The sequence below is a fragment of the Kineobactrum sediminis genome (assembly GCF_002868715.1).
In the GTDB taxonomy this organism is placed as follows: domain Bacteria; phylum Pseudomonadota; class Gammaproteobacteria; order Pseudomonadales; family Halieaceae; genus Kineobactrum; species Kineobactrum sediminis.
Genome location: NZ_PKLZ01000018.1, coordinates 38168 through 49730, shown reverse-complemented (window position 1 = coordinate 49730; position 11563 = coordinate 38168). Strand labels below are relative to the sequence as shown.

Here is an 11563-nt window from a genome sequence, read left to right as displayed (position 1 = left end):
CCACATTGACGTGGGGCTTATTACGTTCAAACTTTTCCTTTGCCATTACCACGGTCTCCTGTACACCGGCACACCGGCTTTATCTAGCAGCAACACTGCGTCTGTCTGACTGTTTCCGACCGATGCCTAAACGCACCTGCCGGGCTTGGGTGGAGCTCATAATCGGATTTGAACCGATGACCTCTTCCTTACCAAGGAAGTGCTCTACCGACTGAGCTATATGAGCCTTGTACTTACCCAACTGGAGCGGGTAGCGGGAATCGAACCCGCATCATCAGCTTGGAAGGCTGAGGTTCTACCTTTGAACTATACCCGCCGAACCCGCTACTCTTGGGCCAGAACGCCGCAGGTATGCGGTTTTTCCGGCCTTCCTACATTTGGTGGAGGGGGGTGGATTCGAACCACCGAAGCTTTCGCGTCAGATTTACAGTCTGATCCCTTTGGCCACTCGGGAACCCCTCCGAAAGGCGGCACATTGTCCAGATGAGGCGAGCTCTTGTCAACCGAATACTCAAACAATATTATTGACTTAAGGCCGCTCAGTTAAAGGCCCGCCCGAGCACTGGTGACTTTGCCACCAGCACCGGGACCAGCGGCTGTTTTCCTCGCCGGGACGAAGTTGGCGGTCAAACCACCAGTGCGATCGTTGCGAGGGCGGTGACGTGGGTTCCCCACTGGCTATTTTCACCCCGAACCTCAACCTCGACAGTGCCGTCCGCGCAGGATTTGACGGTGCCGCTGAAGGTCATGGTGGTGCCGGGGATATTGGGGGCACCGAGACGAATAGACAGCTTTCGAAATACCGCATCGGGACCACACCAGTCGCGCAGGTATGCCTCGGTGAGCCCCTGGGTCGTCAGAATATTCATGTAGACATCCGGCATGCCGCTGGCCTGTGCAAACACCTTGTCGTGATGGACCTTTTCAAAATCCCGGGTGGCAAGGGCACCGCAGGTGACGAGGGAAGTGGTAACCGGGATTTCCGAAACGGGCAGAAGCGCACCCACGCGCAACTCTGCAGTGGCCAGATTCGTGGTCATTGGGTGCCCTCCCCGGCGCCGGCTTTGGGTTTGAATTTCAGTACTTTAAAGGTTTGGCGGCCAACAAGATTGCCGTCCTGGTCGCTAAAATCCGTTATTGTCTCGTAAAAGTAGCCTTCTCCGAGACCAGTCGATTTCCGCGGAGAGATATTATCAATCACCGTACGGGCGGTTATCGTGTCCCCCAAACGGAGCTCGCGGTAGTACTCCTGGGTGGTATCCGTTGCCACCACGCCCAGGTAACCATGCGCGTTGAACAGGTCAATAAGCTCCACCTGGGGATCCTTGGGCCGGCCCTTGCTGGCCACGGAATAACCCGCCTGGTTCCATACGAACAACATGGTCGCCGGCGCCACCAGCTCCCCCCGATTACCGGAGGCCGCGCGGTCTTCATCAAGATGGTCGGGGTTGGTGTTACCCATTACCTCGCACCACTGCCTGATCATCGGCTTGTTGACTGCGTCGGCAGCGGTCGAACAGCCACATTCGCGCCCTTTATAGGCATACACCCGGGCCTCAAGGGCGGCGATGTCTTCGGTACTCATTACAGATTCTCCTGCTTGGGCCAGCGGATTACTGGTTGACCACCAGCGGCCACCGCTGCCAGAAATTGTGACCAGGGTTAAAGTTTTCAGTAACATAATTGAATTTATATTCAAATTCAATTATGTTCTGCGACAAATCACCAATATCCGGGCAGCCACAATACCGGCAAGGCCCGGCCAGACGAGGATTCCATGGCACCGTCTTTCCGTATGAAACCTCCCATGGGAGAGGATAATGGCTGGTGGTGGCAGGCTGCCGCCGAAGGCAAGCTCGCCATCCAGCGCTGCACAGGTTGCAACACGCTACGTCACCCACCGCGCCCCATGTGCGGTGAGTGCCACTCAATGGAGTGGGACTCGGTGGTATCTTCCGGACGGGGAACCCTGTCGAGCTTCACGGTACTGCATCACCCACAGTTTCCCGGCTTTGACTACCCGCTGATCATCATCCTGGTGGAACTTGAGGAGGGTACCCGCTTTACCTCACAGCTGGTGAACTGCGCACCGGAACAGGTGGCTTTTGACATGCCGGTGGAAATGCTCATCCAGGAGGACCCCGATGGCTTCCGCCTGCCCGTATTCCAGCCTGCGGAGGGCTCCCACCAATGACTTCACCACTGCATAACAAGGCCGCTATTGCCGGTATCGGCCTGACCGGATTTTCCAAGAAATCCGGGGTGTCTGAACTGGCCCTGGCCGCACAATGCGTCAAGGCTGCCTGTGATGACGCGGGACTCGATCCCGGCAAAATCGACGGCCTGGTCAGCTACACGCTGGATTCGAGTGATGAAATAGAAGTCGCGCGCGCCGTGGGCGCCGGTGACCTCAAACTGTTCAGCAAGATCAATTATGGCGGAGGCGCCGCAGTCGGCACCATTCTCCAGGCAGTCATGGCCGTCGCCACCGGCGTGGCCGAAAACGTGGTCTGCTACCGCGCAATGAACGGTCGCTCTGGCCAGCGCATGGGCCAGGGCGTATCCGGCAATATCATCAGCTCCGACCTGATCCACTGGTCCTGGTACATGCCCTACGGCATGCTGACGCCGGGCTCGTGGATTGCCATGATCGCCAACAAGTACATGCATCGCTATGGTGTTACCGCGGAGGACCTGGGCCGGGTGGCCATCTCCCAGCGCCACTATGCCCAGAGCAACCCGCGCTCGTTTTTCCATGGCAAACCTCTCACCATGGAGGACTACCTGGCCTCGAAGATGATCGCCGAGCCTCTGCGTTTGTATGATTTTTGCCAGGAAACCGACGGCGGTTGCGCCATCCTGATCACCAGCACCGAGCACGCCCGCGACCTGAAACAGAAACCTGCGGTCATTCGCGGCGTCGTGCAGGCCTCGACCCGCGGCCAGGAACAGATGACCAGTTATTACCGCGACGAGCTGGACTCGCTACCGGAAATGGAACTGGCGGCCAGGCTGGTGTACGAACAAAGCGGACTCGGTCCCGACGATATCCAGGCAGCGTGCCTTTACGACGCGTTTACTTCCGAGGTAATCATGCAGCTTGAGAGCTTTGGCTTTTGCGGCCCTGGCGAGGGCAAGGACCTGGTCCGTGAGGGTGCCCTGGACATTAACGGCCGACTGCCCAATAACACCCACGGCGGGCTGCTGTCAGAGGCCTACATTCATGGCATGAACAACATCGCCGAAGGTGCGCGACTGGTACGCGGCACCTCCACCAGCCAACCGTCGAATGTCGAACATGTGCTGGTCAGTAGCGGTGTCGGTGTGCCTACCGGGGCACTGATCCTCGGACCGGACTAACGGCTCAGGGCTGCGGCATCAGCCGGCGCCGCAGCCAGTAATCTATGCTCAAAAACCTGCCCGGGCCGGTAAAAAACAGTGACAGCAACATCAGCAGATAGGTGGCAGCAAATTCGATGCCGTTGTTCAGCACGACGAACGTACCGGTTTGGGTCAGCCAGCTGTAATTACCGTGCTCCCTCAGGATTTCACGCGCAGCCGTCAAGCGCTTGCCAACTTCCTCGCTATTGGCCAGGCTTTCCTCGGCCGCCGGGATACCCAGTGCCGCCAGCGGTTGCGCCATGCTGGTTGCGGGATCAGAGGGTGCGATGGCAAACCAGCCATGCTCCCAATGTACGGTCATGATTGCCACAATCATGGTAAACATCAGCGGCATCGCAATTAAACGTGTCGCAAAGCCAAAGAAGAGCAGAAAACCGCCGATCAGTTCCGTATAGGTTGCCAGCGCTGCCAGCAACCAGGGAAAAGGCAGGCCCAGGCCCCAGTCGGGATTTCCAAACCACGCTACCGTACTCTCGAAGGCCAGTAACTTGGTAAGGCCGGCACTGATAAATACCGGGGCCAGGAACAAGCGGAAGAACAGCGGCGCAAGAAAATCTGCGCCGCGGGTTTTGTCCAGGGCCAGTACCGCGCGCCGGGCAAGGGGAAGAGCATTCATTACGATCTCCTTATCAGAACCTGCGTGAATTACTGGCCACCGCACTTGCCTTCAGCCGCCTTGGCTTCTTCGGCACCACCGCATTTGCCTTCCCCACACTTGCCTTCGGCTGCCTTGGTTTCTTCGGCACCGCCGCACTTGCCTTCACCACATTTGCCTTCGGCTGTCTTGGTCTCTTCGGCACCGCCACACTTGCCTTCACCGCACTTGCCCTCAGCATCCTTGCTGGCTACCTGGTAGCCGTTACCCAGGTCAATTGCGCTGAAAGGGTTTTCCGCGGCGGCGCTGAGCGGAAAGGCCAGTGAGCCTGCCAGAAAGCTGATGCCGGCGATGGTCTGGGTAATTTTTGAGGTCTTCCGGTTCATGATGTCTCTCCTGTCATATTGACGTTGGGTTTTAAAAGTTTCGCGAAGCGCAGCCGGTATGGCTGTTTATCGCTGCGCACCCCCCTCTGATGCGACGGTCGGGCGAGTTGTTACAGGAGTTACTGATTTTTTATTGCTGCCTTGCACGAGCGACGTAAAGCCACGCCAACAAGTGGGGACTATTAACGGGAAAGCGGTTCGGAGAGGGGGATGGCTTTTCAGGAACGGTAACCGCTAAGCGGGTTCGTCCTGCTTATCGGCGTGCTGCTGCAGGTGCTCCATAACAGCGCACACTTCCTCATCACTGGCGCTGTCATGCCGGTGCGGAAAAGCCCGCAGCAAAGCGCCCATCTGACGCAGATAGCGACGGCAGTGATGGCACATCAGAATATGCACGCGAATGGCAAGACGTTCCCGCAGCAACAGCTCGCCATCAAGATACTGGTCGGCCTTGCCCACAAGCTCGCGACACTTCAACACTCACCCGTCTCCTGATAATGGTTCACCAACTTGAACACCTGGGCCCTGGCCCGGTGCAGAAGTACTCTCGCGTTGGATGCCGACAAGGTCAGGGTGTTACAGATTTCATCAAAAGGGAGTTCGCTGGTATCGCGCATCTCCAGCATACTGCGTTGGTTGGCCGGCATCCGGGCCAACAAATCGTCAAGGCACCCGGAAAGATCAACGCCCATCAACAGGGCTTCAGGGGAGTCGTAAGACCAGCTCACGGGTGGGCTGCGCCAGCGTCCATCCTCATTGAACCAGTCCCCCAGTGGGTCCTGGCCTTCGGAGCTTACCTGGTCTTCCAGGAACACCTCGCGCTTGCGGGAGCGCAACTGCATACGCGCTTCATTGATGACGATACGGCTCAGCCAGGTACGAATTGCGGAGCGCCCTTCAAACCCGGCGATTGCACCGTGTGCCTTCAACCAGGCATTTTGCACCACTTCCTCTGCTTCGCTGACGCCAACCACTGTGGCGGCAAGCGCTGTCAATGCCCGGTGATGCTCCCTGACCAGTTCGGAAAAAACGCCATCTTCACCTGAACGCAAGCGCGATAATGTCTCTGCTTCCACATTAATATCCCTGTTACACACTGGTAAAGTACCACAGGCCATCCTGTAGCATCTACCCGATGACACCCGGTGCACGGAGCTTGACCCGGTGAGTCGCTACCCGGCGGCACAGGTTATGGCGGTCGGGAAATCGCACGCTTGCGCAGTGGTGCTATCACCCTGGAATTCCTCGACTATAATTGGCGTCTGAATGACTACAATTGACAGCGCCGGCGACGAAGGCAGCCTGAAGCCAACCGGATAAGCGCCTTTCGTCTGCGCCCCGCGAACTCACTGTTCACGGGAAACAGCGATTACGGAGACGTTATGCGCAGTGCGGTATCTGTTGCCGGCCTTTTCCTGTTACTGCCGTTGGCTGCGCAATGCGCGGATGAAAGCCCGGCCGGCCAGGAACTGCCACTCTGGGAGCTGGGAGTCGGCGCCGGCGCCTTGCATACGCCGGACTACCCCTCATCATCCGAAAGCCGGGTACGCGCTATTGCCCTGCCCACCGTTGTCTATCGAGGCGATATATGGCGCCTGGGAGATGGCCAGATTGCCAAGGCAGTTGCAGCCGAGAATCCCCGTTTCGAATTGTCGCTGTCATTTGATGCAGCCTTTGATGCCAGCAGTGACCGCAACGAACTGCGCCGCGGCATGCCGGATCTTGATTTCCTGTTCGAGGCTGGCCCGCAGTTGATATGGAAGGCCGGCGATTACGAGTTCGAGGCCGGCGGCCGCGGCGAGCTTGAGCTGGCGCTACAGGGCCGCGCGGTATTTTCGACCGACTTCAAGGGTGTGGACCACCAGGGTTATGTGATCGAGCCCATGCTGCACTACCGGCAACGGGGACTGTTCTCGCCACAGCTTGAAAACCGGTTCACCCTGCGCCCGGTATGGGCCGACACGGACCTGCACAGCTATTTTTACGCGGTTGAACCGGTGTTTGTTACCGCGCAACGGCCATTATACGAAGCGTCGGCAGGCTATTTTGGCACCCATTTCAACTGGACCGCCAGTTGGCACGCCAATGACAACCTTGTTATCTTTGGTGGTATTCACATTCTGAGCCAGCACGGCAGCGCCAACCGTAACAGCCCCCTGTTTGAGGACAACATATCGGTCAACTACGGTATTGGTTTTAACTGGTCCATAGTGCAAAGCCGCAAAACAGTCGTACGAAACAACCGATAACGCCGGCAATCCGGTTTATCCTTCTATTATTGCCACTCAAAGCCCCAACACCGCCGTTGCAATGGAAAAATACACCACGACACCGCCGACATCGGCCACGGTAGTAATGAGCGGGACACTGGATGTGGCCGGGTCTATATCCAGTTTGTCGAGTATGAATGGCAGGGTCAGGCCCACCAGGCTACCCATCAGCACCACGATTACCATGGTCATTGCGACCACCATCGCGATATCAAAGCCCGTTCGGGCCACGCCTATCACCATGACGGCGACCGCCATGGTGATACCCAGGGCGCCCGCCACAAGGATTTCCTTGCCCAGCAAGCGCAGCCAGTCCCGTCCCACCACCTCCCCCGTGGCCATACCCCTGACCATCAGAGTGGATGCCTGGGCCCCGGCGTTGCCTGCGCTTGCGATCAGTAGTGGCATGAAAAACAGCAACGACAAATGCGCGGCAATCGTCTCTTCAAAATGGGTAATACCGGCGCCGGTGAGAATATTGGCAAAGACCAGCATGACCAGCCAGGAGATTCGCGAGCGGTACAACACCCCTAGTCCGGCCTGGCCTATCGGCCGCCGCAGCTTGCCCACCGTTGCACTCTTGTGGATATCCTCGGTGGCCTCCGCTTCCGCGACGTCCATCGCATCGTCATAAGTGACAATGCCCACCAGCCGACCCCCATCATCGGTAATGGGTAATGCCAGGAGATCGTAGCGGGCAATTTTCCGGGTGACCGCCTCCTGGGAGGTGTCGACAGTGGCAGTCACCATATCCCGCACCATGAGATCGTCGATGCTTGAACTCGCGGGCGCCAGGATAAGATCCCTGAGCGACAGGGTCCCGAGCAGATAATGATTACCATTAACCACATAACACTGGTAGATGGTCTCCTTGTCCGGCGCAGTATTACGTAGCACCCCGATGGCCTCTGCCACGGTAATACTGGCAGGCAATGACGCGTAGTCAGAGGTCATGATGGCACCGGCAGTACCTTCTTTATAGCTCGCCAGGTGCCGCAGGTCTTCCCGCTCGGTATGCGCCAGCCGCTTGAGCACATCGTGGCGCGCGCTTTCGTCCAGTACGTTGAAAAGATCCGCCCGCTCATCGTGGGGCATGGCTGCGACCAGCTCGGCGAGGGTTTCCGGTGGCAGCTGCGAGGCCAGGCTACGCTGGGCAGGCTCGGACAGACGCCCAAATATTTCAGCACGCCGTGTCACCGACATTGACAGTATCAGCCGAACAGCAAGATCGCCCTGCCCGATCGCCTCCTGTTCACAGAGAAAATCGGCGATATCCACCGGGTTCAACCTGGCGCAGGCTTCCTGGATAGCGTCCTCATCGCGCCTGGCCAGTGCTGTTTGCAGATCATCCAGCAATCCTTCATGACTCATTGGCTTACCTCCCGGCATGCATTTTTGTCGCGCGGAAACACTATAAAGAACCCAGTGGCCGGCAGACTCCTAATCATAGAAGCTTTTCCCGCTGGAGAATCAACGTTGTACACTGTAAAAGTCGGGAGGACTGCTACCCAAGGCAAGATGTTATGGCGCAATTTGCAGGGATTCTCAACAGCCTGGCCAACAGGGCGTGGGCGCTGGCACCTGGCGCCCACACCTCTTTACAGGGTCGAGCCGTAAAACTGGTCGCTCATCGCGGCGCCCACAGTGCCGGTGGTGCGGTGGAAAATACCCTGGCCGCGTTCGAACTGTGCCAGGAACTGGGCGTATGGGGAATTGAACTGGACATCCGCCTGACCAGCGATGGCGAGCCGGTCATCCACCACGACCCACACTGCGGACGCCTGTTCGGGGCCGCCGACCGGGTAATCGCCGAGCACTCCTTTGCCAGCCTGCGCACGGCAATCCCCGAAATACCGCACCTGGACGAAGTGCTGAACCGCTTCGGCGGACAGTTACACCTGATGCTCGAAATCAAGGAGTCGTGGCGGCAGCGACCGGAGTTTCCCGCTTGCGTCATGCGCTACCTCGCGGAGCTGGAACCGGAACGGGATTACCACCTGCTATCCCTGGTGCCCGATGACCTCGAGGGCTTCCGTGACGTGCCTCGCCCAGCCTTTGTGGATGTCGCCTGGATGAATGCCGGGGCGATCATCCGGCGCAACCTGGAGCTGGGGCACGGCGCTGTTGCCGGCTCCTTTGCCCTGCTGAATACAAGCCGAATCCGGCAGCTACAGGAGGCCGGCAAGCGGGTGGGTACCGGCTTTGTCGAAACAGGCGGTGCCTTGCGCAGGGAGGTATACCGCGGCGCAGACTGGATATTCACTGATTATGCTGCCCGGCTGCAGCCTTTGCTGGCAGTGCAGGGCTAGTATCCGGAAACGGGCCTGCTAAAGACGCCGTCCCGCGCATTGCTCGCGACCGGAAAATATGGAGCGGGTAAGGGGAATCGAACCCCTCTCTCAAGCTTGGGAAGCTTGGGTAATGCCACTATACGATACCCGCGAGGTGACCAGGGTTCACTGTGAGCGCGCGCCCCTCGTGTTAATCCCTCTGCGCCTTATGATACGCCTGATTCGCAAAAATAGTGACGCTAGCGGCAAATTAATTGGGGCGTATACTCAAAAAAACACAGGCCCGGGCGATCTCACCGGCACTATTTGCGGGGGCCACCCGGCTTGCGCGATTTGCCCGTGCCGGCAGGCTTGTTCGAGCGCACTGATTTCTTGCGGGGCGGTTTCCCCAATGCCTGTTTCCCGGGCACCTGTTTTCTGCCGTTCTGTTTCCCTGCCTTATGTTTCCCCGCCTTCTGTTTGACGGGCACCTGTTTGACGGGCACCTGTTTGACGGACAAAGCACTGGCCTCCTCGGTTTTACTGGATTCGCCCAGCATACCGTCGATCACCTGCATTTCTTCGGCGGTAAGCTCACGCCATTGCCCGGACTGCAAACCGTCCAGGCGAATATTCATCACCCGCACCCGCTTCAGCCGCACCACGGTGTAGCCCAGGTACTCTGTCATCCGCCGGATCTGCCGGTTCATGCCCTGGGTCAGGATGATATTGAATGATTTCGCCGACAATTGCCGGATCTTGCAGGGCTGGGTTACGGTATCCAGAATCGGTACCCCACCGGCCATCCTGGCCAGGAATTCAGGATTGATGGGTTTATCGACGCTGACTACATATTCCTTTTCGTGGGCGTTACCGGCGCGCAGGATCTTGTTGACGATATTGCCGTCATTGGTGAGCAGGATCAGCCCCTCCGATGGCTTGTCCAGCCGGCCGATGGGAAAGATCCGGCCCTTGCGATAGTTCACCGCATCGACAATATTGCCCGCCACAGCCTGGTCAGTAGTGGAAGTGATGCCGGCCGGTTTGTTGTAGGCCAGGTACACGGCCTTCGGGTTCGCCTTCAGCAACTTGCCGCGCACAGTCACGCTGTCGCCCGCGACCACCCTCACGCCGATTTCCGCTATGCGCCCGTTTATCCGCACCAGGCCTTCATCAATCAAGCGGTCCGCCTCGCGTCGGGAACAGGCGCCGGTATCGCTGATGAACTTGTTTAAACGGATGCCTTCAGGTGCTGCAGTCATAGGAGACTATTTCGTTCTGGTGAACTCATCTGGTTACGCGATCAACCGCGGTAATACCCCGGCTCCACAAAAGGCATCCGGCTCACCGTCATCGGCAGGCGCTTGCCCCGCACCTCGGCGTACACCGGGGTATCCAGCGCGCTGAATGGCGTTGCCACATAACCCATGGCGACCGATGCCGCCACGCTGGGGCCGTAGGTGCCACTGGTGACTGTGCCGATGTGCTCCCCGGACTCACTGAACAGCAGCGTGCCCTCGCGCACCGGTGCACGCCCCTCGCCTTTCAGCCCTACCCGCTTGCGCTGCCAGTTCTTGTTGGCCAGTTGCTCGAGTATCACCGGCGCACCGATGAACCCTCCGGCACGCTCACCCTCCGGGCGGCGTGGTTTGGAAATGGCCCATATCAGGCTGGCTTCCAGTGGCGTCGTGGTGGTGTCGATATCGTGCCCGTACAGGCACAGGCCGGCTTCCAGGCGCAGGGAGTCGCGAGCGCCGAGGCCGATGGGTTCCACTTCCGGCTCGGCCAGCAGTGTGCGTACCAGCGCCTCGGCCTTGTCACCGGGAATTGAAATCTCATAGCCGTCCTCGCCGGTGTAACCGCTGCGCGACACAAAGCACTCCACGCCGGCCACAGTGAGCATACGGCTGTCCATGAAGACCATATTGAGGACTTCCGGCTGCAGCCTGCCCAGTACCTCGGCCGCCTTCGGCCCCTGCAGCGCCACCAGGGCCCGGTCGTCCAGTGTTTCAATAGCCACATCGGCCGGGAGGTGTGCCTGCAGGTGCGCCAGGTCACCGGCCTTGCAGGCCGCATTGACTACCAGGTACAGCACATCGCCACCCTGGTTCGACACCATCAGGTCATCAATAATGCCGCCCAGCTCATTGGTGAACAGCGCGTAACGCTGCTTGCCCGCGGGCAGGTCGATAATATCCACCGGTACCAGTGTCTCCAGTGCGGTCGCCGCGTTCGCGCCGCGCAACAGCAACTGGCCCATGTGCGACACATCAAACAGGCCTGCCTGCGCCCGGGTATGCAGGTGTTCCTGTTTAACACCCGGCGGAAACTGCACCGGCATGGAGTAGCCGGCAAACGGCACCATGCGTGCGCCACATTCGATATGCAGGTTAGTCAGGGGAGTGGTTTTCAGGGACTGCGGCTGGTCTGGCATCGGGCGGCTCTTTGGGTTGGGTGCGTGGTGGCAAGAGTGGGTTGGACCCCATGATACGCCACCCGCTCTCCCGCAACCAACTCCACGGGGAAGAGCGAAGCTCGCAACCCCGCCGTGGACACAGTTAAACCCGGCAATACTTCCGTGAATGTTTTCGCCTATACTCCCACCCCAAAGAGTTTTGCACCAACAGCATTTTTACAATA

At 58.7% G+C, this 11563-nt stretch carries 13 protein-coding genes and 4 tRNA genes; 4 read left to right on the top strand and 13 right to left on the bottom strand.

Going from position 1 to position 11563, the window contains the following annotated elements; translation table 11 throughout:
- Positions 1-150: 150 nt before the first annotated feature.
- The 5 genes from CWI75_RS17880 to CWI75_RS17860 form a co-directional block, all read right to left on the bottom strand.
- A tRNA-Thr gene (locus tag CWI75_RS17880) sits at positions 151-226 on the bottom strand.
- A gap of 16 nt (positions 227-242) precedes the next feature.
- A tRNA-Gly gene (locus tag CWI75_RS17875) sits at positions 243-316 on the bottom strand.
- Positions 317-378: 62 nt separating this feature from the next.
- Positions 379-462: transfer RNA gene (locus CWI75_RS17870), tRNA-Tyr, on the bottom strand.
- Between the two features lie 164 nt (positions 463-626).
- Positions 627-1040, bottom strand: a complete 414-nt coding sequence (locus CWI75_RS17865; protein ID WP_101522896.1) for a hotdog family protein — start codon at positions 1038-1040, stop codon at positions 627-629.
- Complete coding sequence (locus CWI75_RS17860; RefSeq protein ID WP_162300126.1) at positions 1037-1585, bottom strand: FAS1-like dehydratase domain-containing protein; 549 nt, start codon at positions 1583-1585, stop codon at positions 1037-1039. Before CWI75_RS17860 ends, CWI75_RS17865 begins: the two co-directional genes overlap by 4 nt.
- A gap of 192 nt (positions 1586-1777) precedes the next feature.
- Here CWI75_RS17860 and CWI75_RS17855 point away from each other — a divergent pair, with 192 nt between their 5' ends.
- Both CWI75_RS17855 and CWI75_RS17850 read left to right on the top strand, forming a co-directional pair.
- Entirely contained in the window at positions 1778-2194 is a 417-nt protein-coding gene (locus CWI75_RS17855; protein ID WP_101522894.1) for a Zn-ribbon domain-containing OB-fold protein, read from the top strand.
- Positions 2191-3360 (top strand): lipid-transfer protein, encoded by a 1170-nt coding sequence (locus CWI75_RS17850; protein WP_101522893.1) that lies wholly within the window; start codon positions 2191-2193, stop codon positions 3358-3360. Before CWI75_RS17855 ends, CWI75_RS17850 begins: the two co-directional genes overlap by 4 nt.
- Before the next feature lie 4 nt (positions 3361-3364).
- On the opposite strand, the gene CWI75_RS17845 is transcribed toward CWI75_RS17850, so the two are convergent.
- From CWI75_RS17845 to CWI75_RS17830, 4 genes are all read right to left on the bottom strand, one after another.
- Positions 3365-4018, bottom strand: a complete 654-nt coding sequence (locus CWI75_RS17845; protein ID WP_101522892.1) for an HvfX family Cu-binding RiPP maturation protein — start codon at positions 4016-4018, stop codon at positions 3365-3367.
- Between the two features lie 29 nt (positions 4019-4047).
- Positions 4048-4383, bottom strand: a complete 336-nt coding sequence (locus CWI75_RS17840; RefSeq protein WP_101522891.1) for an HvfA family oxazolone/thioamide-modified RiPP metallophore — start codon at positions 4381-4383, stop codon at positions 4048-4050.
- Between the two features lie 234 nt (positions 4384-4617).
- Positions 4618-4863, bottom strand: coding sequence for an anti-sigma factor family protein (locus tag CWI75_RS17835; RefSeq protein ID WP_101522890.1), 246 nt, complete (start codon positions 4861-4863; stop codon positions 4618-4620).
- A complete protein-coding gene (locus CWI75_RS17830) occupies positions 4857-5459 on the bottom strand; it encodes an RNA polymerase sigma factor (RefSeq protein ID WP_206604787.1) in 603 nt (200 codons plus the stop codon). Before CWI75_RS17830 ends, CWI75_RS17835 begins: the two co-directional genes overlap by 7 nt.
- Positions 5460-5765: 306 nt before the next feature.
- Between CWI75_RS17830 and CWI75_RS17825 the strand changes: the two genes are divergently transcribed.
- Positions 5766-6632: a MipA/OmpV family protein gene (locus CWI75_RS17825; protein WP_101522888.1), complete on the top strand. Its 867-nt coding sequence runs from the start codon at positions 5766-5768 to the stop codon at positions 6630-6632.
- A gap of 36 nt (positions 6633-6668) precedes the next feature.
- Here the strand turns inward: CWI75_RS17825 and mgtE are convergent, their stop codons facing one another.
- Positions 6669-8024, bottom strand: a complete 1356-nt coding sequence (mgtE, locus tag CWI75_RS17820; protein ID WP_101522887.1) for a magnesium transporter — start codon at positions 8022-8024, stop codon at positions 6669-6671.
- Positions 8025-8176: 152 nt separating this feature from the next.
- Here mgtE and CWI75_RS17815 point away from each other — a divergent pair, with 152 nt between their 5' ends.
- Positions 8177-8962 (top strand): glycerophosphodiester phosphodiesterase, encoded by a 786-nt coding sequence (locus tag CWI75_RS17815; RefSeq protein ID WP_101522886.1) that lies wholly within the window; start codon positions 8177-8179, stop codon positions 8960-8962.
- Between the two features lie 59 nt (positions 8963-9021).
- Here CWI75_RS17815 and CWI75_RS17810 read toward each other — a convergent pair.
- The 3 genes from CWI75_RS17810 to gcvT all read right to left on the bottom strand — a co-directional run bounded on the left by CWI75_RS17810 (position 9022) and on the right by gcvT (position 11357).
- Positions 9022-9095, bottom strand: a tRNA-Gly gene (locus CWI75_RS17810).
- Positions 9096-9246: 151 nt separating this feature from the next.
- Positions 9247-10185: a 23S rRNA pseudouridine(2604) synthase RluF gene (rluF, locus tag CWI75_RS17805; protein ID WP_101522885.1), complete on the bottom strand. Its 939-nt coding sequence runs from the start codon at positions 10183-10185 to the stop codon at positions 9247-9249.
- Positions 10186-10226: 41 nt separating this feature from the next.
- On the bottom strand, positions 10227-11357 hold the full coding sequence (gene gcvT / locus CWI75_RS17800; RefSeq protein WP_101522884.1) for a glycine cleavage system aminomethyltransferase GcvT: 1131 nt from the start codon (positions 11355-11357) through the stop codon (positions 10227-10229).
- Between the last annotated feature and the right edge of the window lie 206 nt (positions 11358-11563).